This window comes from Synechococcus sp. CBW1004 (assembly GCF_015840715.1).
Classification (GTDB): domain Bacteria; phylum Cyanobacteriota; class Cyanobacteriia; order PCC-6307; family Cyanobiaceae; genus Cyanobium.
The window spans coordinates 2,532,339-2,556,121 of the sequence record NZ_CP060397.1 but is presented as its reverse complement, the minus strand read 5'-3'; the positions used below and the strand labels follow the sequence as shown (position 1 = coordinate 2,556,121).

Annotated in this window: 21 protein-coding genes; 9 read left to right on the top strand and 12 right to left on the bottom strand. The window is 68.3% G+C overall.

Translation table 11 applies throughout. The features are described 5' to 3' along the window. Positions 1 to 2: 2 nt before the first annotated feature. The 4 genes from guaA (at position 3) to mrdA (ending at position 4,781) form a co-directional block, all read left to right on the top strand. The gene (gene guaA, locus H8F25_RS12165) at positions 3 to 1,610 is read left to right on the top strand and encodes a glutamine-hydrolyzing GMP synthase (protein WP_197210640.1); all 1,608 of its coding nucleotides are present in this window, start codon (positions 3 to 5) and stop codon (positions 1,608 to 1,610) included. A 346-nt stretch (positions 1,611 to 1,956) separates the two neighbouring features. Then, positions 1,957 to 2,538: a hypothetical protein gene (locus H8F25_RS12160; RefSeq protein ID WP_197213800.1), complete on the top strand. Its 582-nt coding sequence runs from the start codon at positions 1,957 to 1,959 to the stop codon at positions 2,536 to 2,538. Positions 2,539 to 2,586: 48 nt separating this feature from the next. Then, positions 2,587 to 3,030, top strand: coding sequence for a hypothetical protein (locus H8F25_RS12155; RefSeq protein ID WP_197210639.1), 444 nt, complete (start codon positions 2,587 to 2,589; stop codon positions 3,028 to 3,030). Then, positions 3,030 to 4,781, top strand: a complete 1,752-nt coding sequence (mrdA, locus tag H8F25_RS12150; RefSeq protein ID WP_197210638.1) for a penicillin-binding protein 2 — start codon at positions 3,030 to 3,032, stop codon at positions 4,779 to 4,781. The genes H8F25_RS12155 and mrdA overlap by 1 nt, the downstream gene beginning before the upstream one ends. A 164-nt stretch (positions 4,782 to 4,945) precedes the next feature. Here the strand turns inward: mrdA and H8F25_RS12145 are convergent, their stop codons facing one another. The 4 genes from H8F25_RS12145 to H8F25_RS12130 form a co-directional block, all read right to left on the bottom strand. After that, on the bottom strand, positions 4,946 to 6,082 hold the full coding sequence (locus H8F25_RS12145; RefSeq protein WP_197210637.1) for a glycosyltransferase family 1 protein: 1,137 nt from the start codon (positions 6,080 to 6,082) through the stop codon (positions 4,946 to 4,948). Between the two features lie 19 nt (positions 6,083 to 6,101). Beyond that, entirely contained in the window at positions 6,102 to 7,298 is a 1,197-nt protein-coding gene (locus tag H8F25_RS12140) for an NAD-dependent epimerase/dehydratase family protein (RefSeq protein WP_197210636.1), read from the bottom strand. Between the two features lie 70 nt (positions 7,299 to 7,368). Further along, complete coding sequence (psb34, locus tag H8F25_RS12135; protein ID WP_197210635.1) at positions 7,369 to 7,533, bottom strand: photosystem II assembly protein Psb34; 165 nt, start codon at positions 7,531 to 7,533, stop codon at positions 7,369 to 7,371. A 95-nt stretch (positions 7,534 to 7,628) separates the two neighbouring features. Then, on the bottom strand, positions 7,629 to 8,381 hold the full coding sequence (locus tag H8F25_RS12130) for a thiazole synthase (RefSeq protein WP_231597371.1): 753 nt from the start codon (positions 8,379 to 8,381) through the stop codon (positions 7,629 to 7,631). Between the two features lie 163 nt (positions 8,382 to 8,544). Here H8F25_RS12130 and H8F25_RS12125 point away from each other — a divergent pair, with 163 nt between their 5' ends. Beyond that, positions 8,545 to 9,090 carry a hypothetical protein gene (locus H8F25_RS12125; protein ID WP_197210633.1) on the top strand — a complete coding sequence of 182 codons (546 nt, stop codon included), beginning with the start codon at positions 8,545 to 8,547 and terminating at the stop codon, positions 9,088 to 9,090. A 415-nt stretch (positions 9,091 to 9,505) separates the two neighbouring features. On the opposite strand, the gene H8F25_RS12120 is transcribed toward H8F25_RS12125, so the two are convergent. From H8F25_RS12120 to rpmI, 3 genes are all read right to left on the bottom strand, one after another. Continuing rightward, positions 9,506 to 10,093, bottom strand: coding sequence for a tetratricopeptide repeat protein (locus H8F25_RS12120; RefSeq protein WP_197210632.1), 588 nt, complete (start codon positions 10,091 to 10,093; stop codon positions 9,506 to 9,508). Positions 10,094 to 10,112: 19 nt separating this feature from the next. Continuing rightward, positions 10,113 to 10,460: a 50S ribosomal protein L20 gene (gene rplT, locus H8F25_RS12115; RefSeq protein WP_197210631.1), complete on the bottom strand. Its 348-nt coding sequence runs from the start codon at positions 10,458 to 10,460 to the stop codon at positions 10,113 to 10,115. 78 nt (positions 10,461 to 10,538) lie between these two features. Then, a complete protein-coding gene (gene rpmI / locus H8F25_RS12110) occupies positions 10,539 to 10,736 on the bottom strand; it encodes a 50S ribosomal protein L35 (protein ID WP_197210630.1) in 198 nt (65 codons plus the stop codon). 76 nt (positions 10,737 to 10,812) lie between these two features. Here rpmI and H8F25_RS12105 point away from each other — a divergent pair, with 76 nt between their 5' ends. After that, complete coding sequence (locus H8F25_RS12105; protein WP_231596809.1) at positions 10,813 to 12,456, top strand: SpoIID/LytB domain-containing protein; 1,644 nt, start codon at positions 10,813 to 10,815, stop codon at positions 12,454 to 12,456. Between the two features lie 24 nt (positions 12,457 to 12,480). Continuing rightward, on the top strand, positions 12,481 to 13,899 hold the full coding sequence (locus tag H8F25_RS12100; RefSeq protein WP_197210629.1) for a glycosyltransferase family 2 protein: 1,419 nt from the start codon (positions 12,481 to 12,483) through the stop codon (positions 13,897 to 13,899). A 139-nt stretch (positions 13,900 to 14,038) separates the two neighbouring features. On the opposite strand, the gene H8F25_RS12095 is transcribed toward H8F25_RS12100, so the two are convergent. The 5 genes from H8F25_RS12095 to tig all read right to left on the bottom strand — a co-directional run bounded on the left by H8F25_RS12095 (position 14,039) and on the right by tig (position 21,287). After that, positions 14,039 to 16,135 carry a DNA polymerase III subunit gamma/tau gene (locus tag H8F25_RS12095; protein WP_197210628.1) on the bottom strand — a complete coding sequence of 699 codons (2,097 nt, stop codon included), beginning with the start codon at positions 16,133 to 16,135 and terminating at the stop codon, positions 14,039 to 14,041. 320 nt (positions 16,136 to 16,455) lie between these two features. Continuing rightward, entirely contained in the window at positions 16,456 to 17,166 is a 711-nt protein-coding gene (locus tag H8F25_RS12090; protein ID WP_197210627.1) for a lecithin retinol acyltransferase family protein, read from the bottom strand. Between the two features lie 301 nt (positions 17,167 to 17,467). Further along, on the bottom strand, positions 17,468 to 18,838 hold the full coding sequence (clpX, locus tag H8F25_RS12085) for an ATP-dependent protease ATP-binding subunit ClpX (protein WP_197210626.1): 1,371 nt from the start codon (positions 18,836 to 18,838) through the stop codon (positions 17,468 to 17,470). Between the two features lie 164 nt (positions 18,839 to 19,002). After that, positions 19,003 to 19,617, bottom strand: a complete 615-nt coding sequence (clpP, locus tag H8F25_RS12080) for an ATP-dependent Clp endopeptidase proteolytic subunit ClpP (RefSeq protein WP_231596808.1) — start codon at positions 19,615 to 19,617, stop codon at positions 19,003 to 19,005. 161 nt (positions 19,618 to 19,778) lie between these two features. Continuing rightward, entirely contained in the window at positions 19,779 to 21,287 is a 1,509-nt protein-coding gene (tig, locus tag H8F25_RS12075; RefSeq protein WP_197210625.1) for a trigger factor, read from the bottom strand. Between the two features lie 473 nt (positions 21,288 to 21,760). Between tig and H8F25_RS12070 the strand changes: the two genes are divergently transcribed. Continuing rightward, a complete protein-coding gene (locus H8F25_RS12070; protein ID WP_370525737.1) occupies positions 21,761 to 22,786 on the top strand; it encodes an aspartate-semialdehyde dehydrogenase in 1,026 nt (341 codons plus the stop codon). Positions 22,787 to 22,842: 56 nt separating this feature from the next. Next, positions 22,843 to 23,697 carry a 4-hydroxy-tetrahydrodipicolinate synthase gene (gene dapA, locus H8F25_RS12065; RefSeq protein WP_197210624.1) on the top strand — a complete coding sequence of 285 codons (855 nt, stop codon included), beginning with the start codon at positions 22,843 to 22,845 and terminating at the stop codon, positions 23,695 to 23,697. The last annotated feature ends 86 nt before the right edge of the window (positions 23,698 to 23,783 follow it).

Here is a 23,783-nt window from a genome sequence, read left to right as displayed (position 1 = left end):
TGATGTCGCAATCGGATACGTCCCCGTCACCTTCCGAGGCCACCGGCCAGGGACGTCACCCGGCGATCGTCATCCTCGATTTCGGCTCGCAGTATTCCGAACTGATCGCGCGGCGCGTGCGCGAGACGGAGGTGTACTCGCTGGTGATGGGATACACCACGACCGCCGAGGAATTGCGGGCCATCGCACCGAAGGGGATCATCCTCAGCGGCGGCCCCAGTTCGGTCTATGAGGACGGTGCACCCGTCTGCGATCCGGGCATCTGGAAGCTGGGCATCCCGGTGCTCGGCGTCTGCTACGGCATGCAGCTGATGGTGCAGCAGCTGGGCGGGGCCGTGGTGGCAGCCGGCCGCGCCGAATACGGCAAGGCCCCACTGCATGTCGATGACCCGATCGACCTGCTCACCAACGTCGACGATGGCTCGACGATGTGGATGAGCCACGGCGATTCGGTGGAACGACTGCCTGACGGCTTCGTGCGGCTGGCCCACACCGACAACACACCCGAGGCGGCCGTCGCCGACCACACGCGCCGCCTCTACGGCGTGCAGTTCCATCCGGAGGTGGTGCACTCCACCTGCGGCATGGCGCTGATCCGCAACTTCGTGTACCACATCTGCGGCTGCGCCCCCGACTGGACCACCGCAGCCTTCATTGATGAGGCGATCGCCGATGTGCGCGCCCAGGTGGGGGAGAAACGGGTGCTGCTGGCGCTCTCAGGCGGCGTCGATTCCTCGACGCTGGCCTTCCTGCTGCACAAGGCGATCGGTGATCAGCTCACCTGCATGTTCATCGACCAGGGCTTCATGCGCAAGGGCGAGCCCGAGTTCCTGGTGGAGTTCTTCGACAAGCGCTTTCACATCAATGTCGAGTACATCAATGCCCGCGAACGCTTCATCAGCAAACTCGCCGGCATCACCGATCCGGAGGAGAAGCGCAAGATCATCGGCACCGAATTCATCCGGGTGTTCGAAGAGGAGAGCAAGCGCCTCGGCCCCTTCGACTACCTGGCGCAGGGCACGCTCTATCCCGATGTGATCGAGTCGGCCGGCACCAACATCGATCCCAAGACCGGTGAGCGGGTGGCGGTGAAGATCAAGAGCCACCACAACGTCGGTGGCCTGCCCAAGGATCTGCAGTTCAAGCTCGTGGAGCCGCTGCGCCGCCTGTTCAAGGATGAGGTGCGCAAGGTGGGCCGCGCCCTGGGGCTGCCCGAGGAGATCGTCGGGCGCCATCCGTTCCCAGGCCCGGGTCTGGCGATCCGCATCCTCGGCGAGGTGAACGACGACAGGCTCGACATCCTGCGCGACGCCGACCTGATCGTGCGCGAGGAGGTGCGCAACGCTGGTCTCTACCATGAGATCTGGCAGGCCTTCGCCGTGCTGCTGCCGGTGCGCAGCGTCGGCGTGATGGGAGACAAGCGCACCTATGCCTATCCGATCGTGCTGCGCTGCGTCTCCTCGGAGGACGGCATGACGGCCGACTGGTCACGCCTGCCCTACGACCTGCTGGAGCTGATCTCCAACCGGATCGTCAACGAGGTGCGCGGCGTCAACCGCGTCGTCTACGACATCACCAGCAAGCCCCCCGGCACGATCGAGTGGGAATAGGCACAGGCGGGCGCCGCAGCTCGGGGCAGGGGGTTGATGGCGCCAGTGACTGCCCCCTGAATGCGATGAGCGAGCAGAGCCATGCACGATGCGACCCCGGACCTTCCCGCACCCGGGACAGGCGGGGAACCTGCCGCCTCCGCCCCGACCGGGGCTGCCGGTCGTGGGCCACGCCAGCAGCAGAACTGTCGTGAACGCCTGACGCTGAATGTCCCCCTGAGACCTGGCCTGCCGCGGATCCTGCCGGTACCATCGGGCACCCCGGTTCCGGCCCGTGACCGCCGTCCCTCCCGCCGTCGGCACCTCCCCCAGTTCGCCTGGCGGGGGCACCGATTCCGATCCCCAGCTGCAGCGTCGCCTGCAGCAGGACAGCATCGTGCTGGCGGGCCGCACGATCTATCTCAATCCCTTCCTCTACTGGCGCCGCTTTGACGCCAACACCGATCGCTGGCTGCGAGAGCCGGGCCAGCTCAGTGAGGAACAGATCCAGAGCAACCGCCTGCGTTTCTACCCCGAGGTGGACTGGGATCTGCTGAGCGACGAGGAGGGCGCCATCAAGGACGGCGCGGTGGAGATGTTCATCAAGTCGCTTGACCTGATCACCACCTTCAACCCCGACCTCAGCGCCGGCCACCTGCTTGAGGTGGAGCGCAAGATGGCGGTCACCAAGAAGCGGGCCTTCGAACGCTGGGTGGAGCGGGCCCTACAGCGCCGGCGTCAGCAGGAGCTCAAGGAGCGCCGCCGCTTCGACCGCGAACGCACCCTGCGCTACTGGGGCGAATGGCTGACCCTCGAAGCCACCCGCCAGGCCCTTGTGCCTCTGACCGCCCTTCTGGTGCTGACCGCGGCCGGCGGCTGGTGGCTGGGCAGCCAGTCCTCCTGCCGTCAGCAGATCGTCGCCCCTGCCATCCAGCGCCCGGTTCCCTGAGCGGGCTGCCGCGCCAGACTGAACCGATTCACGCCGGAGCGGCACCCCATGGCTGGAGAGCCTCTCGATTCCCTGCGCCTCGCGCTGATGCAGGACGTCCTGCCCCTGGGGCTGGCCATGGTGGAGCGTGCACGGCGCGGCGGCCCGCGCGAGGTGATCGCCGCCTTCGAGACCGGAGACGGTGAAAGCGACCCCCTGACCCGGTTGCGTCAGGAGGGGGAACCGGCGGCCCGGCAGCTGCGTGACAACCTCGACCGGCTGCAGCCGGGACTGGGCAATCCTGTGGTCAAGGTTTCAGTGCGGGATGTTCCAGAGCCGGCAGCCGCCTCGCCGGAAGGGAGCAGCGCTTCCGCGTCGGATCCTGCTGTGCCTGAGGATCCCGCCGAGCTGCAGCAGGCCCTCAGCCGCATCGCCGCCCGGCTGACACTGCTGGAGCAACGACTGCTCACATCGGCACAACCCCCGCGCGACGAGGAGCGTCGCAGCGGCTGATGCGCACCTACGGCAGTTCAACCCGCCACACCGGTGTCGGCTCACAGGCGACGGTGCTTCTGCTGGTGCTGCTGCTGCTCAGCGGTGCCATCGTCAGCCGCCTGGCCTGGCTGCAGCTGCTGCATGGCCGCGACTACCGGGCGATGGCCGATGAAAATCGCATCCGCCTGATCCCGCGCGATCCCATCCGCGGACGGCTGCTCGATCGCAACGGCCGGGTCCTGGCCACCAACCGTCTCACCTACAAGCTCTATGTGCAGCCCCGCCTGCTGAGCCCCGGCGACTGGCCAGGGCTGCGGGACCGGCTCGCCTCCCTCCTCGGAATTCCCGCGGCCACCCTGGATCGCAATCACGAGCTGGGGCAGAACAGCGAGGGCTACCGGATCAAGCTGGCGGGTCCCCTGAGCCAGACCCAGGTGCTGCGGTTCCGGGAACAGGCCTCCACTTTCCCGGCGGTCGAAGTGGCTGCCGATGTGCTGCGGTCCTATCCAGAAGGGAGGCTGGCCTCCCATCTGCTGGGCTACACCGGCAGCATCGGCGAGGAGGAATACGAGCGCCTGCGCGAGAAGGGCTATCGCCTGCAGGATCGGATCGGCCGAAGCGGCCTGGAGAAGGCCTACGAGAGCCATCTGCGCGGCGAATGGGGCGGCCAGCAGCTGGAGGTGAATGCCGCAGGAGAGGTGCAGCGGGTGCTGGGCGACAAGCCCGCCCGGGCCGGCAGAGATCTGCGCCTGACCATCGATCTGGATCTGCAGCGCACCGCCGAGCGGGCCCTCGGCAGCGTCGCGAAGGGGGCGATCGTGGCAATGGATCCACGCACCGGCGCCATCCGCGCCCTGGCGAGCCGGCCCAACTTCGATCCGAACATCTTCTCGGAGGGTCCCACCACCGCTCAATGGAACGACCTGAACCGTCCGGTGGCCCCGATGCTCAACCGTGCCTTCCAGGGATTTCCGCCCGCCAGCACCTTCAAGGTGGTGACCACGATCGCCGGCCTGGAATCCGGTCAGTTCGTCCCCAGCTCGACCCTGCCGACCGTGGGTCAGTTCTGCTACGACGGCCAGTGTTACGGCGATCACGGCGCCTTCGGGTTCATCGGCTTCCAGAAGGCACTGGCGGTCAGCAGCAACAGCTTTTATTACCTGCTGGGGCTCAAAATGGGCCCTGATCAGCTGTTCCGCACGGCCAGACGTCTGGGCTACGGCCAGCTCACCGGCATTGAGCTGAAGGAAGAGGAGACGGCCGGACTGCTGGGAGATCCCGCCTGGAAGAAAAAGGTGCTGGGCGAAGCCTGGACGTCGGTGGACACGATCACCTCCGCCATCGGCCAGGGCGCGGTCACGGTCACGCCGCTGCAGATGGCACGTCTCTATGCCGCTGTGGCCAACGGCGGCACGCTGGTGACCCCCCATCTGGTGGAGCGGGACACACCCAACCGCTGGATCGGCCTCAAGCCGGACACCGTGAGAGTGGTGCGCGAGGGTCTGCGCATGGTCGTCACCGAGGGCACCGCCACGCTCCTCAACGATCCCTTGCTGCCACCGGTGGCGGGCAAGACCGGCACCGGTGAGGATCCGCCCCGCCCGGACCACGCCTGGTTCGGCGGCTATGCACCGGCCGGCCGGCCCGATCTGGTGATCGTGGCCTTCGGCGAGAACTCGGGGGGATACGGCGGCACGGTGGCAGCCCCGATGGTGAAGGCGCTGATGAGCACCTGGTTCCACATCGGCAAGAGCAGCGGCACCCCCTGAGCCCAGCAAGCAGCCCGCCGACGGCGACCAACCCACACAGCAACGGTGACGGACCACTCTGATCGCACATCGTCACCAGACGTGGCCCGGCAGGGGCGCGAGGACAGCGGGATCACCACTCAGGGGGGGCAGCTGACCACCCGGAGCAAGAGGCGGATCGAGCTTCAGGCCACCAGCTGCAGTTCGCGCTGACCCAGCACCCGCCGGTAATAGGCCCGCAGCTGCTCGGTGGCGCCGGCCCAACCCCAGCGCTCCGCTTCCTGGCGTGCCGCCTGACGCAGCTCACTCCGCCGGGCGGGATCCCCCAGCAGCCGCTCCACCGCGCGGATCAGGCTGGTGGGATCATCCGGGTCGTAAAGGCAGCCGTTCTCTCCGTCACTGACGATATCCGGGATGCCGCCCCGGTTTGCACCCACCACCGGGCAGCCCGCGGCCATGGCCTCGAGCAGCACCAGCCCCAGGGTCTCGGTGCTTGAAGGGAAGAGGAAGGCATCGCCACTGGCATAGGCCGCCGCCAGCTCCTCCCCCGCCAGATAACCCACGAACGTGGTGGCAGTGCCTTCAAAATGACGCTCCAGCTGCTGGCGATAGGGGCCATCTCCCACCAGCGCCAGACGAGCCTGGGGCATGGCCTCAAGCACCGGCCGGATGCGCTCGATCTGCTTCTCGGCGGAGAGACGGCCGATGTAGAGGAGCAGGTTGCCGGTGTCTTCACGACCACCATGCAGCCGTGTCCGCATGCCCTGTGAGCGCAACTCCGGGCGGAACAGTTCCGTGTCGACGCCGCGCTGCCACAGCGCCGTGTGCTGAATGCCCTTGGCGGCCAGTTCGTCCACCATCGCTGTCGAGGTGCACAGATTGAGGCGGGCCTGGTTGTGGGCGGCCTTGAGCAGCTCCCAGAGCAGGGGCTCGAGCATGCCCATGCCGTAGTGCTCCAGATACTTCGGCAGATGGGTGTGATAGCTGGCAACGAGCGGCAGACCGCGTGTCTTCGCCAGCCAGATGCCTCCCAGACCGAGGACGGCGGGGTTCACCACGTGCACCAGATCCGGGGCGAATCGCTCGAGAGCCTCAGAGACGGCGGGTCGAGGCAGGGCCAGTTTGAGCTCGGGGTAGAGAGGCAGAGGCATCGCCGGCACACCCACCACCTCAGCGCCCATGTAGCGGCTGGGTGCACCTTCGGGACAGAAGATCAGGACCTCGTCACCGGCCTCCACCAGGTGCTGCACCGTCTTGGTCAGCCGCGTGACAATGCCGTCAACCTTCGGCAGGAAGGTTTCGGTGAAAAATGCGATCTTCACGAAGGGCTCCCTGCTGGCTTCAGGCCGGGGCCCCGATCGCCTGCGCCTGACGGCTGGTCCAGGCAGACACACAGGGGATGCGGGAACGGTCGCAGCGATCGGCCCAGCGGCGGGCCACATCCACCACCTCGGCGAGCAGGCCGTCGTCGAGCGTGGTGGGCTGCAGGCCCAGCTCGATGAAGCAGCGATTGTCGACGATCAGATCATTCTCGACCGCCTCGTTGCGAGGGTTGGGCAAATGATTGATCTTGGCGCCGGTGAGGGCCGCCACCTTCTCAGCCAGATCACCAACCCGGTGGCTCTCGGTCATCTGGTTGAAGATCTTGACCCGCTCGCCGTGAGTGGGGGGATGCTCCAGCGCCAGCTGCACGCAGCGGACCGAATCGCGGATGTGAATGAAGGCACGGGTCTGACCGCCGGTGCCATGCACCGTGAGCGGATAGCCGATCGCCGCCTGCATTAGAAAACGGTTGAGCACGGTTCCGTAATCACCGTCGTAATCGAAGCGGTTGGTGAGGCGAGGATCTTTCTCGGTCAGAGCGGTGTTGGTGCCCCAGACGATGCCTTGGTGAAGATCAGTGATGCGGATGCCGTCGTTCTTGTTGTAATAGAAAAACAACAACTGATCCAGCGTCTTGGTCATGTGATAGACACTACCGGGATTTGCTGGATGCAGAATCTTCTCGGTGAAGCGGCTGCCGTCCGGCTGCGGCACTTCGACAGTGAGATATCCCTCTGGGATGGTGGCACCACGATGGGAGCCGTAGCCATACACACCCATCGTGCCGAGATGGACGATATGAATATCGAGCCCGCTCTCCACAATCGCCGCGAGCAGATTGTGGGTGCCGTTGACGTTGTTATCGACCGTGTAGCGCTTCGTCGCGCTGCTCTTCATCGAATAAGGCGCAGCACGCTGCTCAGCAAAGTGCACGATGGCCTCGGGTCGCTCGCTGCGCAGCAGCTCCAGCAAGCGGTCGTACTCATGAGCGATATCGAGATGAACGAAGCCCATGGCCCGGCCCCCGACCTGCTCCCACGCACGCAACCTCTCGCCGATCGTCGCGATCGGAGTGAGTGACTCGACACCCAGATCAATGTCGATCTTGCGGCGGCTGAGGTTGTCAACAATGAGAACGTCATGACCGGCATCCGCCAGGTTCACCGCGCAGGGCCACCCGCAGAAGCCGTCACCGCCGAGAACGAGAACCTTCACCCCAGTCTCCTGAACGAGCTGTTGCCCATTTGCATCAAGCTACTACAGGCCTCCCGGGGGCCCGGAAGGTTCAGCTGATTCCAGCCGCCACCGCCACCAGGGCCAGCACCAGCAGCGCGCCGCCGATCAACAGCATCCGGTTGCCGCCGGGCGTCTCCCCCTCCTCCATCACGACCATCCGGGGCTCCTTGGCGAAGGCGTTGAGCCTGCCGCCGTCTTCTTCGGTGACCTGCATCGGGGCGGTGGGGTGGGGCCGGCTCACCCTATGGAGGGCCCCAGAGGGCGCCGCCAAACCGGCATGCTTCGTCACAGAGCGGGCTGAGGGGTGGGTCAGCCGAGCTGACCCACCCGACCCTGCAGCGGCGAACTGGGGCTGGCCTGCGGACGGACCGGCAGGCGTCCGGCCTGGAAGGCGGTGCGACCGGCGATGGCGGCCTGACCCATGGCCCGCGCCATCGCCACCGGATCACCCGCCAGGGCGATGGCACTGTTGATCAACAGGGCATCTGCACCCATCTCCATCGCCTGGGCGGCTTCGCTGGGGACACCGATGCCGGCGTCGACCACGACCGGAACCCTGGCGTTCTCGATGATCAGGGCGATGTTGGCGGCGTTGCGGATGCCCTGACCGGAGCCGATCGGCGAGCCGAGAGGCATCACGGTGGCGCAGCCAGCCTCCTCCAGGCGCCTGGCCAGGAGCGGGTCGGCGTTGATGTACGGCAGCACGGTGAATCCCTCCTTCACCAGCTGCTCGGCCGCCTCGAGCGTGCCGATGGGGTCGGGCAACAGATGGCGGGAGTCCGGGATCACCTCAAGCTTGACGAAGCTGTTGTCCTCCTGACCAGCCAGTCTGGCCAGCTCCCGACCGAGCCGCGCGACCCGGATCGCCTCCTCGGCCGTGGCGCAGCCGGCCGTGTTGGGGAGCATCCAGTAGCGGGTCCAATCGATCGCTTCCATCAGCCCCAGATGGCCCTCGGCCTGACTCTGCACCCGCCGGACAGCCACGGTGACGATCGCGCAGCCACTGGCTTCGAGGCTGGCCTGCATGGCCTGCAGAGAGGGGTATTTGCCGGTGCCGGTCATCAACCGGCTGGCGAAGGAGCGGCCGCCGATCAGCAGCGGATCGGGGCTCGGCACGGGAGCCGCCGAGCTGCCGGAGGCTGTGGCGTGGGGGATTTCGGCCACGGAACGGTGCGAGGTCGGGCGTCTTGCCCCTAGTGTGCGCCCTGGCCTAACCAATGCCGCCATGCCGCTGCCGCTGCTGCTCGCCCTCACGCCGCTGCCCAGCGACGCCTTCGTCCCCTTTGTGCCGCCTATGGCCGTCGGGGCGAGCGGGTCGGAGGACCTGAACGTCGGTGCTGTCGAAACCTTTGACTCCCAGGGACGCGCCGCTGTGCTGGCCCGTGATCTGCCCAGGGCCTGGAGCGGCACCTATCGCCCTTACGGCAGCCCGGAAGCGATGCCGGTCGAGCTGCGGCTCGAGAGTCTCAACGCCATGGGACAGATGGTGGACCTGCGCGGTCAACTGACCATCGGCGGCGTCACCACTCCCATCCAGGGAAACCTCAACGCCAAATCCGACCAGCTGGATCTGCTGCTCCTGGGTGACCGCCTTCCCGCTGGCATGGAGCCGGGTGGCACGGTGATGGGACTGGAGGGTTTCACCCTGAGCGCCTGGCAGGCGCCGCGTCTGGTCACCCTCGGCGGACGTCTGCAGCTGGTTCCTCAACTGAGCCTGGCTCCGCCCTCCAACCGTCCTGACAGCACCCCTTCCATCCGCGGCCTCTGGTGATCCCAGGCGCCGACCGTGTCTGGGGCTTCAGGGCTCGCAGGGCTTTCTGACCCCCTGCCAGGCGCAGGCCGGCCGCTCCTCCTGCCGAGCCGACCGACCCAGGCCACCGACAGGTCAGCGACAGTCACTGGACAGTCGTCGAGTCCCGGCACCCCAGATACAGAAGACACCGGAAAGCCGGCTCTGGCCCTGCGCTCGCACCCTCTGATCAGCCTGAGCGGACCAGCTCGATCAATCCTGGGGACGAGCCTGAATGGGCACCTGGGAAGAGTCAGAGTTGTCTGGCGCCTCTGAGACAACCCCGGACATGAACCCACCAGGACGGCATGACACCATTCACGGGTTGATGCCATAAAAAAGGATGCCATTTCATGGCACCCCAAACGCTCAATCGAGACGAAAAGCAGCGCAGGATTCAGGCTGCCTTGTCATCTCCGATGCCCCGAGGCGCTTCGGCGGCAGGGCTGATGCTCACCGTCCTGCGCTCAAGCAGACGCAACCGCTTACGGGCGGTGCGGTTGCCTTCCTCCAGATTCAACACCTGTTGATAGAGCGCACGCGCCTCGTCAGGCTTGGCCTGCTTCTCCAGAGCGAAGGCAAGGTTGTTGAGGGCGACAGGATAATCCGCCTTGGCTCGCAGCGCCGAGCGGTAATGACGGACTGCCGTGGGGTACTTGCCCTGAGCAGCCAGAGCAAAACCCATGGCGTTCTCGATCAGGGCACGTGCCTCTGAGGGAACCTTCTCAGCATCGGCCTGCTTGAGGGCTTTGCGCAGGGTGTCAGCCGCCTGGCCATAGAGACGCTTGCGCAACTGAACGGAGGCCAGCTCGTAGAGGCCGGCCGCATCCTGGAGAGCGCCATCCGAACCGCGACCGCCACCGAGGCGGGAGAGGGCCTGCTCATCGCGGCGCACCCTCAGGATCTGACGCCCGACGAAGAACGAGGCACCTCCAAGAAGGCCGATCAAGCCGACCAGATAGATCTGGGGGAGCAGTTCGTTCATCGGGCCGCAGAGGGAGAGTTCAGCTGGCGGCGGACTGGGCCACGACAGCGAAGCTGGCGGGATCAGCCACGGCGAGCTGGGCCAGCATCTTGCGATTGATCTGGACGTCGGCCTTCTTGAGGCCGCCGATCAGACGGCTGTAGCTCGTGCCGTTGATGCGGGCCGCGGCATTGATGCGCGCGATCCAGAGGCGGCGGAAATCGCGCTTGCGGCGGCGACGGTCGCGATAGGCGTTGCAGAGGGCCTTCATCACCCGCTGGTTTGCGGTGCGGAAGAGGCTGCCGCTGCCGCCGACGAAGCCGCGGGCAAGGCGAAGGATCTTGTTGCGGCGTTTACGGGCGACGTTGCCCCTCTTGACGCGAGCCATGGCGGGTCCAGGAAATCAGAACGGAACGGTGACCGGGGAGCCCCGGTCGGGGGAGAACAAGGCGTGCCCGGCCTGGGATCAGGCGTAGGGGAGCATCAGCGACACGTTGTCGTGATCGCGGTCGTCGACCACGGCCATCGTGCCGAGGTAACGCTTGCGCTTGGGGCTCTTGTGATCGAGCAGGTGGTTGCGGAAGGCGCGACGGCGCAGGAACTTGCCGCTGCCGGTCGCCTTGAACCGCTTGGCGGCCGCTTTGCGGGTCTTGAGCTTCGGCATCGGTGTCGCGCAGGCACAAACAAGCAGAGTACGACGCGGCAGTCCCCTCCTCCAACCCCTCCCCGTCCCAGCCACCGTGATTCGCCTGTCCTCCCTTTCCAGCCAGACCCTGCCTTTGCGGCGGCAGCCCGCCCGTCGCAGGGCTGCCCTGGCCCTGGTCAGCCAGTCGCTTCTGAGCGGTCTGCTGCTGATCAGCGGCTGCCGGGCCGAGACGCTGCCCCTTCCGGCCGCCCCCGAGGCCCCGGAGACATCGGTTCCCGCCCAGCCGGTGAGCGCGCTGCACTGGCCGGTGGCACGACCGGCGCCACTGAACACGGCCGAGCCTGTGCTGCTGGTGGCCCTGGCCGCCCGGCTCGGCTTCGCGGCGGATGGCAGGGAGGCCGCTGCCGACCCCCTCGTGCTTCGCGCCTCCTCCGGTCTGCTCACCCTCGTGGACAGCGACGGTCAGCGCTTTCAGTCTCCCCGGCTGAGCCTGCACTGGCGGCTCGAGCCGCTGGCTTCGCCTCTGCAGATCCGCAGGCGGGTGCTCAGCCCCTTCGCCAGCCACGAGAGCGCTGAGGAAGCGGCCCGCGCCTGGCGGGCCCAGGGGGTCGAGACGACGATCGCCCGCCCCCGGGAGTGGGAGGTCTGGGCACCGCCGGAGGCAGCGGATCCACCGGGACGCAGCGCCACCCTGGTGGAGCGGCAGGAGAACGGGCGCCTGGTGCTGGAGCTGCGACGCGCTGAGGGCACGGTGACCCTGCGGGGCCCGATCCGGATCCTGGCGCCGGAGGGGCTGGTCTGGGGCGAGGGCATCTACGGCGGACCCTTCCTGCTGCAGCCCGATGCCTACGGAAGCTGGAGCCTGGTGGAACAGGTGCCGCTGGAGCGCTATCTCGAAGGGGTGGTGCCCCACGAGATCGGGGCCGGATCGCCGGCTGCGGCCCTGGAGGCCCAGGCGATCCTGGCCCGCACCTGGGCCCTGCGCAACCGCCTCCGCTTCCAGGTGGATGGCTATCACCTCTGCGCCGACACCCAGTGCCAGGTGTACAGCGATCCACGGGCGGCAGGGACCAGCGTGCGGAACGCAATCGCCGCCAGCCGGGAGCAACTGCTGGCGGCTGACGGACAGCCGATCCACGCCGTCTATCACGCCAGCAACGGCGGCATGGCGGCCGGCTTCGACGAGGTGTGGCAGGGGGCGCCGCTGCCTTATCTGCGAGCCTTCGCCGATGGCCCGGCCGGCTTCGTGAGCCGCTATCCACTGCCCCTCAAACCAGCGGCGCTCAGTGCGCTGCTCAAGGCCGGAGCACCATTGCCCTGGGGCGCCGATCACAGCCTGTTCCGCTGGCAGCGCACCCTCACGGCCGCCCAGCTGAGCAGCGCCCTCGGCAACGGCGCCAGGAATCTGGGCACCCCCACCCGACTGCGGGTGCTGTCCCGGGGGCCGAGCGGCCGGGTGCTGGCCCTGGAGATCGGCGGCACCGGAGGCACCCGCGTGCTGCGCCTCGACGCCATCCGCCGCACCCTGCGGCAACTGCCCAGCACCCTGTTCGAAGTGACGCCGGCCGGCCCCGGGCGCTGGCTCGTGCGGGGGGGAGGCTTCGGGCATGGAGCGGGCCTCTCCCAGGCCGGAGCCATCGATCTGGCCCGACGCGGCTGGAGCTCCGAGCGCATCCTCCAGCACTACTACCGCGGAACGGAGCTGGTGCCACTCCGGAGCCTTGGGGAGGCACTCTAAAGTTGATGTACTTCCAGGGAAGCGATGGTCGAAGGCAGGGCCACGGAGCAGCCTGACGACCAGCGTCCCGTGACCGGCGGTCACCGTCGCCTCAAGGCGTCCCTGTTCCTGCTCGGCTGCTGCGCCGCAGGCCTGGCACCCCACTGGCTGGAGCCGGGTCGCAGCCTGGTCCCCTCGATCGTGCTGGCCGTGCTTCTGGGGGGCTACAGCATCCGCACGGTGCTGCTCGATCCCCCCACGATCGCCGCTCCGCCCGAGGCAACGGACGACTCCGGAGTCGCAACGGAGGCAGACCTCCCGAGCGATCTTCCAGCTGTCGATGTCGTGGTCGCCGCCCGCGATGAACAGGCCGTCATCCGCCGGCTGGTGGAGCGGATCGCCAACCTCCGCTATCCGGCCGGCCGGCTTCTGCTGTGGGTGATCGATGACGGCAGCGAGGACCGCACGCCCGAGCTGCTCGAGGAGCTGCAGGGCCGCGAACCCGCACTGCGGGTGCTGCGCCGCTCAAGAGAGGCCGGCGGTGGCAAGTCCGGAGCGCTCAATCTGGTGCTGCCCCAGCTGCAGGGCCGCTGGCTGCTGGTGCTCGATGCCGATGCCGACCTCCAGGAGGACGTGCTCGAGCGGCTGATCCCCTGGGCCGAGGCCGGCGGCTGGTCCGCCGTGCAACTGCGCAAGGCCGTCGCCAATCCCGACACCAACCTGCTCACCCGCGCCCAGTCGATGGAGATGGCCTTCGACGCGGTGATTCAGCAGGGGCGGCTGTGCGCCGGTGGTGTCGCGGAGCTGCGCGGTAACGGCCAGCTGCTGCGACGCGACGCGGTGCTGACCTGCGGGGGCTTCAACGAAGCCACCGTCACCGACGATCTCGACCTGAGCATGCGCCTGCTGCTGGAGCGGCAACCGATCGGCGTGCTCTGGGATCCACCCGTGCAGGAGGAGGCGGTGCTCACGCTGCCGGCCCTGTGGCGCCAGCGACAGCGCTGGGCCGAAGGCGGTCTGCAGCGCTTTCTCGACTACGCGCCCGGTCTGCTGTCGGACCGGCTGAGCGGCTCCCAGAAGACCGACCTGTTCAGCTTCTTCGTGCTCCAGTACATGATGCCGGTGATGGCCGCGGCCGATCTGGCCGGCGTCATCGCCACCGGCACCCCCCCGGCGATGTGGCCCTTCTCGATCGTGGCCCTGGGCCTCTCGGGCATCGCCATCGTGAGCGGCTGCCGCCGTCCGAGCGAGGGGCCGCCGCTGCCGCGCATGTCGGTGGCTTCGGTCACTCTTGGGGTGTTGTACCTGGTCCACTGGTTCGCGGTGATTCCCTGGGTGACCCTGCGCATGGCGCTGCTGCCCAAGCGGCTCGTGTGGGTCAAGACTCTCCACCACGGCGCCGAGGAGGAGCCGCAGACCGTTGAGGCGGACCCCGAGCTGGCCACGGAGGGGGGGGCGCTCTGAACACGGTCCGGGGGAAAGCGACGCACCGCCTCCGGAGGGGCAGGCACGAGGCTGATGGGCCACTCTCCTGTGAGACGCGCCGCCTCAACCAGCGCCTGACGTTGGTCTGAGACTGGCTGTCAGCCGGAACCGGCGGCGTTCAGGCGACGTCGTGAGCCGGGAGCTGAGCGGGAGGGAGCGAATCGGCGGAGGCGGGAGCTGCCTCGGGATCCTCGGGGAGAAGCACCACCTCGCCATTGAAGAAATCAGCCAGCTGTCGTGCCTTCTCCTCCACGGATGTGCCCAAGCGCGGTGGGGGCGCCGAAGCGGACAGGGCGGACGCTGCAGCCGAGGCGGGGGGAGCCTCAGCCCCCGACCCTGACGGCGCGCTCGGAAGCGCCGACGCCGTCAGGGTCGGGGGCTGAGGGTCTGATCCGGAAGCCTGCTCGACAGCACGCGCCGGGGAGGGGTGGGGTCGAGACGCCGAGGCAGCAAGCGGCGGCGCTGCCTCTGAGGCCATCGCGCCCTGCGCGCCGGCAGGCTTCGTCGGGACGACGGATGGCGCGGCGGATTGATCCGGGGCCGAGGCAGGAGCAGGCGTGTTCGCGGCCTGGACAGCGCCTGCGGGCGGTGCCGGTGCCGACGGTGGTGCCGGTCGCGCGGCCACGGGTGCAGCAGCGGCGCCGCTCCCGGGATCACCACTCTCAAGCACCAGCTGCCGCGGGCTGCCGAGGGCGCGGCTGAAGGCCGTCTCCAGCAGCGACAGGCGGCTCTGCACCATCGCCATCCAGGTGCCGGCCACCCGCACCACGGCCCGCTGACCGTCGAGCCGCACCAGCTGGGCCTGCTGGGAAAGCAGCATGCGGGTGGAAGGAAGCTCCAGACCGGCCAGGATCTGCTGCCAGAGCTCGGGCAACGGCGTCTCGGACGCACTGGCGGGCTCGCCGGGAGGAGCGGCCGCCGGAGCGTTCACCGGGGGCGGTGACGGGCTGACGACAGCCGGGGACATCGGTGGCTGAACGACCTCGTTCGGCATGACGGGAGAAGGCCCGGCGAGGGCGACTGCGGTGTCTGAGGCCGCCGCGGCAGGCGCCACAGCGGCAACGGTGGCCGTTCGCGACCCGACCGGGGCCTGGGAGGGGACCGCCACTGCGGGAGCCACCGGCTCGGCGAGCAGGCCGAGCAGCAGCACCTCCAGCCAAAGGCGTGGCTGCACGCTCAGGCGCAGCTGCTGCTCACTTCCCTTGAGCTGAGCCTGCCAGTGCAGCAGCCGCGCCTTGCCGATGCGGCGGGCCAGCGGGTTGAGACGCGGCCGCAACGACGGAGAGACGCTGGTGAGCTCCAGCCGTTCGGGGGCCACACCGGCGAGCAGCAGATCGCGCAGCATCCCCGCCAGGCCCTGGAGCACCGCCGAGGGTTCGCGGCCCCGGTCGAGCAGCAGACGGATCGCCTCCACCACGGGCAGCGGCTCGGCCTCGGCCATGGCGGCGGCCAGCTCGAGCAGCTCCTCTTCGGGCACGGCACCGAGCAGCTCCCAGACAGCCGTGGGTTCGATCGGGGCCGGCAGGAGGCTGAGCTGATCGAGCAGACTCTCGGCGTCACGCAGGCCGCCCTGAGCCCGCTGGGCCACCACATGCAGAGCCTCGGGCGTGATGCCGATCGCCTCCTGCTCTGCGATCCAGGCCAGATGGCTCTGCAGGGCCTCCAGAGGAATACGCCGGAAATCGAAGCGCTGGCAACGGCTCAGAATCGTGGGCAACACCCGTTGCGGATCGGTGGTCGCCAGCACGAAGACCACCTGCGGAGGCGGCTCCTCGAGGGTCTTGAGCAAGGCGTTGAAGGCGGCGGTCGAGAGCATGTGGCACTCGTCGACCACGTACACCTTCCAGCGGGCCTGAACCGGCGCGAAGCGCGATCGCTCGATCAGGTCGCGGATGTTGTCGACACCGGTGTTGGAGGCGGCATCGATCTCGATCACATCGAGGGCGGTGCCGGAGGCGATCGCCTCACACAGGGCGCAGACACCACAGGGCTCGGGAGTGGGGCCGGCGCTCGCGATGCAGTTGAGCGAACGCGCCAGGATGCGGGCGCTCGAGGTTTTGCCGGTGCCCCGAGGGCCGCTGAACAGGTAGGCCGGCGCGATCCGCCCGCTGCGCAACGCCTGGCTGAGGGTGGCGGCGATCGCCTCCTGGCCCACCAGCTGGTCGAAGCGCTGCGGCCGGTACTTGTGGTGAAGGGGCTGGTAGGCCTGGGTCATCGCTGGATTGTCGGTCAGCGAAGCCGTCCGCGAGGGTTGCCCCGCGACCAGAACCACTCAACGCGGATCCTGAACGGCACGATGCGCGTGCCGCACGGGCCGATCGGGATGGCGCCGCTCACGCCAGGGGCCTGGGCGGACCTGACGGCAGGCGAAGCGCGGCTGAACGGGTCCAGGGAACCCGGCCCGTGAACGCCACACCACACGGGCGAGTCTCCCCCGAGGCACACGCTCAGGAGGGGTTGGTGGGCCGAACGGCACGCGGCCAGCTGCGGCGAGCCCCGCCAATCCGGCGGTGTGGCTTCCAGGGCTGCTGCCGTTCAGCGACTCTCGCCAATGGTCTCGCCGACGGTCGGGACATCCACCGGCTCCGCGAGCAGTGTCTCGAGTTTCGCCTCCATCTCCTCCACCTGGCTGAGCTGATCCGCCAGCTTCTGGGCAGCGAGCCGCAACGACACGAACTGATCACTGGCCTGGTCGTTGGTTCCCCAGCGCAGCTCCGCCCGCTCCAGCTCCGCCTCCAGGCGCTGCTGCAGGCGGCGGCGCAGGACCTCCAGCTGCTCGAGGCTGCGCAGAGCCAGCTCACGGCCCTTCTCCAGCTGGGCGGGTTCGAGGCTGAGCCCCTGACGCAACAGCACCCGCGCCCCGGTCAGCACCGCGGCCGGCAGAAACTGACCGAGCGCCAGGGCCCCGAGGCTGCCGGTGTGCAGCCAGTCCTCCACCTGGGAGCTGCGATGGCGGCCGGTCTTGCACCAGTGGGCGAAATGCTCGCAGTTGTTGAACAACAGGTTGTAGCGCTGCTCCCCCAGCCGACCCATCGCGCGCCGCAGCGTGACGCCCGGCGCCGAACAGTCGCCGTCGGGGTAGATCACCGGCGAGACGGGCTGGCCGCGGCTGAACTCCTCCAGGGGGCTGCGCAGGATCTCGCGACCCTCGAGGTAGTGCGCCACCGTGCCATCGCCCAGGTCGATGCCGTGGTGATTGAACAGACCGTGCTGGCGCGGTGTCTGCAGGTGGTCAGCGACAGCCAAGGGCAGCGGAGGCAGGGCTGGCATCAGCTTCGCGCCTTTCCTCGGGATCACCGCAGTGGGGATAGCCCGACTGAACCGCCGCGGGTCTGGATCGGCGACGGCTCGGCCCTGCAGAACGCACAGACCCCTGACCCCCTTCGTCGACTTCCGCGAATCGAAACCTGACGGGAGCGTCCCACGTGCGGGAAACACGGCGGAAGCCTGCCGGGTGGGCTCCCACTGGGCACGGCCCTGATCCGGGAGCGTTCGACGGGGCAGTCAGCGGCCACAGCCCCACGTCTGGACGCAAGCCGGCGTTGCCTCAGGCGGTGGCCTGCTCGCCGTGAAGGGGATCGCGATCGCTGCCGTTGAGGGGCACAACGTTGGTCTTGGTGCGCTGCTCCACCAGGTCGCGGGTGATCGTGAACGTCTTGACGTCGTGGCGGGAGGGGAGGTCGTACATCACCTCGAGCATCAGCTCCTCGACGATGCCCCGCAGAGCCCGGGCACCGGTCTTGCGGCGATGGGCCTCGATGGCGATCGCCTCAATGGCCTCGGGATCGAAGTCGAGGCGCACATCGTCCATGCTCAGCAGCGTCTGGAACTGCTTGACCAGGGCATCGCGCGGCTCGGTGAGAATCGCCTCGAGGGCACGGGCATCGAGCGGTTCGAGCACGGCGCTCACCGGCAACCGGCCGATGAACTCGGGGATCAGGCCGTAGCGCACCAGATCATCCGGCTCAAGATGGCGCAGCACCTCGGCCGCATGGCGGTCCTTGCCGCCACGCGGACGGCCCTGCCCACCCTCCGTCGGCAGGAAGCCGATGGCGTTGCGGCCCATGCGGCGCTGCACCACATCCTCAAGGCCGACGAAGGCGCCGCCGCAGATGAACAGAATCTGACTGGTGTCGATCTGGATGCAGTCCTGATAAGGGTGCTTGCGCCCCCCCTGGGGAGGCACGTTCGCCACAGTGCCCTCCAACATCTTGAGCAGGGCCTGCTGCACCCCCTCACCGGACACATCCCGGGTGATCGAGGGGTTCTCGCTCTTGCGGGCGATCTTGTCGATCTCATCGATATAGATGATGCCTCGCTGGGCCTGCTCCACATCCAGGTCGGCCTTCTGCAGCAGCCGCAGCAGGATGTTCTCGACGTCCTCACCGACATAGCCCGCTTCGGTGAGCGTCGTGGCGTCGGCCACGGCGAAGGGCACGTCAAGCAGTTCCGCCAGGGACTGGGCCAGCAGGGTCTTGCCGCAGCCGGTCGGGCCGATCAGCAGGATGTTCGACTTGTGCAGCCGCGTGGCGGTCTGGTCGGTCTCGCCCTTGCCATCGCCCTGCCAGGCCAGGCGCTTGTAGTGGTTGTAGACCGCCACCGACAGCACCTTCTTGGCCTCCTCCTGGCCCACCACCTGCTGATCGAGAAACGTCTTGATCTGCTGGGGCTTGGGGATCGAGGCCAGCGTCGGAGCCGGGCGGGGCGGCTGCTTGCGGGCCGGAGCGCGACGGTTGTGGTCGTGGGAGGGTCGACCCTGGGAGGCCTGGCCCTCCACCAGTTCCTCGTCGAGGATCTCGTTGCAGAGATCGATGCATTCGTCGCAGATGTAGACGCCCGGTCCGGCGATCAGCTTGCGGACCTGCTCCTGCGACTTGCCGCAGAAGGAGCATTTCAGGTGGGCGTCGAACTTGGCCATCGGCGATTGGCGAGGCGGCGAGGAGCGGGAGGACGGGGCCGGGAGGCGTGGCAAGCCTTCCGTCAAGGATCACCCGGAACCTGCCGCTCGTCCGCGCTCCTTAAGAAAGTCAGCGGGGATCTGCCTCCGGGCCGCACAGGCGGCCGGGTTCTGGTGGGACGGGCTCAGCCCGTGGCCGGCAGGCCCGTGGCATCGACGACCCGATCGATCAATCCGTATTCAACCGCCTCTGCGGGAGAAAGGAAGTAGTCGCGGTCGGTGTCCTCGGCGATCCTGTCGAGGGGCTGGCCGGTGTGTTCGGCCATCAGGCCGTTGAGGGTGTCCTTGAGATAGAGGATCTCGCGGGCCTGGATCTCAATGTCCACGGCCTGGCCCTGGGCCCCGCCGAGGGGCTGGTGAATCATGATCCGGGAGTTGGGAAGGGCCAGACGCTTGCCCTTGCAGCCGCCCGAGAGCAGGAAGGCGCCCATGCTCGCCGCCAGTCCGAAGCAGATGGTGACCACGTCAGGGGCCACCTGCTGCATCGTGTCGTAGATGGCCAGGCCGGCGGTCACGGAGCCACCGGGGGAGTTGATGTAGAGCTGAATGTCCTTTTCCGGATCCTCGGCCTCCAGGAACAGAAGCTGGGCCACCACCGCGTCCGCAACCCCGTCATCGATGCCGGTCCCCAGGAAGATGATCCGCTCCCGCAGCAGGCGGGAGTAGATGTCAAAGGCCCGCTCGCCACGGCCCGACTGCTCCACGACCGTGGGCAGCACCCCGGGGGAGGCGGAAGGCATCGCGTTCCAGGGGCGCTCTGCCTGCCAGTGGCTGTGGACCGGATGGGGCCGGATCCCCCCCGGCGACACAGGCAGACCTTCGCCGGAGCGGGGCTCCGGACGGGTTGGCAAGGGCAGGGAGGGATCGATCACGCGGTCGCCGTCAGGCCTGGGGACTGGCGTCAATCTATGGGCTCGGCATCAGCGGTTGCAGCCTCATCGGCAGCCGCCGCGGCCTTGCTGGAGCGACTGCGGGATGCGGTCGCCCTCGAGGCCGGGTCCTTGGCGCCGCCCTCCTCAGCAGCGGCAGCCTCGGAGCCGTCCTCATCGGCAACCTTCTCCTGGATGGTGCTGTTGGCTTCGAGCCACTCGAGGAGCTTGTCGCGGAGCAGGTCTTCCGCCACCGCTGCGCGCAGGCGCTGGGGATCGATATTGGCCGACTCACTGAGGCCGCGGCGCAGCTCGCGCACCTTGGTCTCGATCTCGTCGTCCACCACCGTGATCGACTCAGCGGTGGCCAGGGCGCGCAGGGCGAGGTTGCGGCGCAGACGCTGCTCGGCCTCGGGGCGGGAGGTGTCGCGCAGACTGCGGATCAGGTCGGGGGTGAACAGCTTGCGCACATCCAGCCCCTGCTGGGCGATCTGACCGGCGGTCTGCTCGATCAGGGCCCGGATCTCGTCCTGAACGAGCGTTTCGGGGAGCTCCACCTCCAGCTGCTCCACCAGGGCCTCGAGCAGGGCGTCCTGACGGTTGGCCCGATGGCGACGCTCGGCGTCCTCCTTCAGGCGGGTCTCAAGCTCGCTGCGCAGCTCGGCCAGGGTCTGCTTGTCGCTGGCCTGCTGGGCGAAGGCGTCGTCGAGGGCCGGCAGCTCGCGGGTCTTGAGCTCGATCAGGGTGATGGCGAACTCGGCCTGGCGGCCGGCCACCTCCTCATTGGGATAGGACTCGGGGAAGCTGCAGGTGACGGTGCGGCTGTCGCCGGGTTTCATGCCGAGGATGCCCTCGACGAAACCGGGGATCATGCGGCCTTCCTCCAGCTCCACGCTCATCCCGTCGGAACTGCCGCCCTCGATCGCCTCACCGTTGTCGACGTAGGTGCCGCGGAAGCTCACCTCGGCGACATCGCCGTCGGCGGCGGCCCGGTCCTCGACGGGTACCAGCGTGGCCAGCCGCTTGCGGGCATCCTCCAGCTGCTCATCGACGCGGGCGGGATCGAAGCTGACGCTGACGGCCTCGGCCACCAGACCGCGGGTGCTGCGCAGGGTGGGGGTGGGCTCGACGTCGAGCTCGAGGGTGAAGGTGAGTTCCGCACCGGGCTCGAAACGCTCCAGCACAGCCTCGAAGCCCTCCTGCAGCTCAGGGCGCCCGATGGCCTCGATCTTCTCCTGCCGCACCGCGTCCTGGAAGCAGCTGTCCACCAGGTCCTCGAGGGCAGTGGCACGGATCCGCAGGGGACCGATCTGCTGCAGCAGCACCGGCCGGGGCACCTTGCCCTTGCGGAAGCCAGGCAGCTTGATGCTGCGGCTCAGCTTGTCGAGAGCGGCGTCGTAACTGGCGCGACAGCGGCCTTCCGGGACCGCCACCTCGACCGCCAGGCGGCTGCCGGGGCGGGGGCTGGTGCTGACCCGCAGGCTTTGGTCGCCCCCTGCGCTCTTGGCGGATTCGGCTTTGGGGCTGGCGGCTGGACTCATGAACGGGCCGGGCGGGCGTGGCAGATCGACGATCCTAGAAAGTGGCCGTCCCCTGGACCAGCGGCGGGGCTGCGGAGGGGGCCTGGACGTCCCGTGCGGTTCAGGCCCGCATGGTTTCACGTATCCTCAGAACGACGAGGGCGCGCGAGATATCCCCACCCGATCCTTCCTGGAGGGACTGCATCCCTTTCAGGGATCCGGGTACCCAGGTGGCTCCGGAACCACTCCCGGACCTTCGGCCTTCCCTCTCCATCACCACTGCGTTTTCCCCATCCAAGGGAGAGCTTCCTGAAGCTCCGGCTTCTTTGCAGTCATCTCCGGGTCTGGCGTGGCGCCGCCCAGGCCCCGCCGCACCCCCGATTCATCCCATTCCACCCCTCTTGACCGCCACGACACCCTCGCCTTTCCAGCCTGCCTCCGGCCCCCAGGCCACGCCCGGACGGACCGGCAGCCTGCCCGCCCGCCCCCTGAGAGTGGCCGTTCTGGGCGCGACCGGCGCCGTGGGCCAGGAGCTGCTTCAGCTGCTGGAGGAACGGGCCTTCCCGGTGGCCGAGCTGCGCCTGCTGGCCTCCCCCCGCTCCGCCGGCCAGACGATCAGCTGGCAGGGGGAATCCCTGCGGGTCGACCCCGTCGCGGAGGGCTGCTTCGCCGGCGTTGATCTGGTTCTGGCCTCCGCCGGGGGGTCGGTGTCGCGCACCTGGGGGCCCCGGGCCGTGGACAGCGGCGCCGTGGTGATCGACAACTCCAGCGCCTTCCGCATGGATCCGGAGGTGCCGCTGGTGGTGCCGGAGGTCAACCCCGACGACGCCTTCCGGCATCGGGGCCTGATCGCCAACCCGAACTGCACCACGATTCTGCTGACCCTGGTGCTCGCCCCTCTGGCGGCCCGACGGGCGATCCGGCGCGTGATCATCAGCACCTATCAATCCGCCAGCGGCGCCGGCGCCCGGGCCATGGAGGAGCTCCGCCGGCTCAGCCAGGTGGTGCTCGAAGGAGGCACCCCGTCCAGCGAGGTCCTGCCCCATTCGCTGGCCTTCAACCTGTTCCTGCACAACTCACCGCTGCAGACCAACGGTTATTGCGAGGAAGAGCTGAAGATGCTCCACGAGACCCGCAAGATCATGGGTCTTCCCGAGCTGCGGCTGTCGGCCACCTGTGTGCGGGTTCCGGTGCTGCGGGCCCACTCGGAAGCGGTGAACATTGAGTTCGAGCAGCCCCTCGACCCCGCCGAAGCGCGCGCCCTCCTGGCGGTGGCACCGGGCGTGGAGCTGATCGACGACTGGACGGCGCAGCGCTTCCCGATGCCCACCGACGTGACCGGCCGCGACCCGGTGGCGGTGGGCCGCATCCGCCAGGACCTGAGCGAACCCAACGCCCTTGAGCTGTGGCTCTGCGGTGACCAGATCCGCAAGGGCGCCGCACTCAACGCAATCCAGATCGCCGAGCTGCTGCAGGGACGGATGCGCTCCCGACCCACAGCATCAGGAGGTGCAACGTGAGCGGAGGCAGCCCGATCACGACGATCCATCCTCCGTTCGGACGGGTCATCACCGCGATGGTGACCCCCTTCGATGCGGCGGGAGCAGTGGATCTCGAGCAGGCTGGCCGGCTGGCGGATCATCTGGTGTGCCACGGCTCCGACGGGCTGGTCATCTGCGGCACCACGGGCGAGTCCCCCACCCTCAGCTGGCAGGAACAGAAGGATCTGTTCCTGGCCGTGAAGCAGGCCGTGGGAGAGCGGGCCCGGCTTCTGGCCGGCAGCGGCAGCAACTGCACTGCTGAAGCCGTGGAGGCCACCCGCGAAGCAGCGGCCCTCGGAGCCGATGGCGCCCTCGTGGTCGTGCCCTACTACAACAAGCCGCCGCAGGAGGGCCTGGAAGCCCATTTCAGGGCGGTGGCATCAGCGGCACCCGAGCTGCCGCTGATGCTTTACAACATTCCCGGTCGCACCGGCTGCAGCCTGGCGCCGGAAACCACCGCGACGCTGCTGGATCGGCCGAACGTCGTGGCCTACAAGGCCGCCAGTGGCACCACCGAGGAGGTCAGCCAGCTGCGCCTGCTCTGCGGCGATCGCCTGGCGATCTACAGCGGCGACGACGCCCTCACCCTGCCGATGCTGGCCGTGGGCGCCGTCGGCGTGGTGAGTGTGGCGAGCCACCTGGCGGGCCCCGAGATCAGCGCCATGGTTCGGGCCTTCCTCGATGGAGACCTGGCCACCGCGCTGCAGCTGCATGAGCGCCTGCTGCCCCTGTGTCGCGCCCTGTTCTGCACCACCAATCCGATCGCCGTGAAGGCTGCCCTGGAACTCGAGGGCTGGTGTGTCGGTGCTCCCCGTCTTCCCCTGGTTGCCGCTGATGCCGCTGTGAAACAACGCCTCCATTCCGTTCTGGCCGCCCTGCGTCCCACCTGACGCCAAGGCCGGACATCGGCTGGCCCCTGCTCCGGAGTGTTCGCACCCCCGCCCAGGCCACCGGTTCCCACGTTCAACGACGAAAC

Bases quoted from the DNA above. Each gene is read 5' to 3' on its own strand.
- tig (WP_197210625.1), bottom strand. From the start codon at position 21,287: ATGAGTCCAGCCGCCAGCCCCAAAGCCGAATCCGCCAAGAGCGCAGGG.
- H8F25_RS12120 (WP_197210632.1), bottom strand. From the start codon at position 10,093: ATGAACGAACTGCTCCCCCAGATCTATCTGGTCGGCTTGATCGGCCTT.
- H8F25_RS12155 (WP_197210639.1), top strand. From the start codon at position 2,587: ATGGCTGGAGAGCCTCTCGATTCCCTGCGCCTCGCGCTGATGCAGGAC.
- clpX (WP_197210626.1), bottom strand. From the start codon at position 18,838: ATGGCCAAGTTCGACGCCCACCTGAAATGCTCCTTCTGCGGCAAGTCG.
- H8F25_RS12125 (WP_197210633.1), top strand. From the start codon at position 8,545: ATGCCGCTGCCGCTGCTGCTCGCCCTCACGCCGCTGCCCAGCGACGCC.
- H8F25_RS12130 (WP_231597371.1), bottom strand. From the start codon at position 8,381: ATGACCGGCACCGGCAAATACCCCTCTCTGCAGGCCATGCAGGCCAGC.
- guaA (WP_197210640.1), top strand. From the start codon at position 3: ATGTCGCAATCGGATACGTCCCCGTCACCTTCCGAGGCCACCGGCCAG.
- H8F25_RS12095 (WP_197210628.1), bottom strand. From the start codon at position 16,135: ATGACCCAGGCCTACCAGCCCCTTCACCACAAGTACCGGCCGCAGCGC.
- dapA (WP_197210624.1), top strand. From the start codon at position 22,843: ATGGTGACCCCCTTCGATGCGGCGGGAGCAGTGGATCTCGAGCAGGCT.
- clpP (WP_231596808.1), bottom strand. From the start codon at position 19,617: ATGCCTTCCGCCTCCCCCGGGGTGCTGCCCACGGTCGTGGAGCAGTCG.
- rplT (WP_197210631.1), bottom strand. From the start codon at position 10,460: ATGGCTCGCGTCAAGAGGGGCAACGTCGCCCGTAAACGCCGCAACAAG.
- H8F25_RS12100 (WP_197210629.1), top strand. From the start codon at position 12,481: ATGGTCGAAGGCAGGGCCACGGAGCAGCCTGACGACCAGCGTCCCGTG.
- psb34 (WP_197210635.1), bottom strand. From the start codon at position 7,533: ATGCAGGTCACCGAAGAAGACGGCGGCAGGCTCAACGCCTTCGCCAAG.
- mrdA (WP_197210638.1), top strand. From the start codon at position 3,030: ATGCGCACCTACGGCAGTTCAACCCGCCACACCGGTGTCGGCTCACAG.
- rpmI (WP_197210630.1), bottom strand. From the start codon at position 10,736: ATGCCGAAGCTCAAGACCCGCAAAGCGGCCGCCAAGCGGTTCAAGGCG.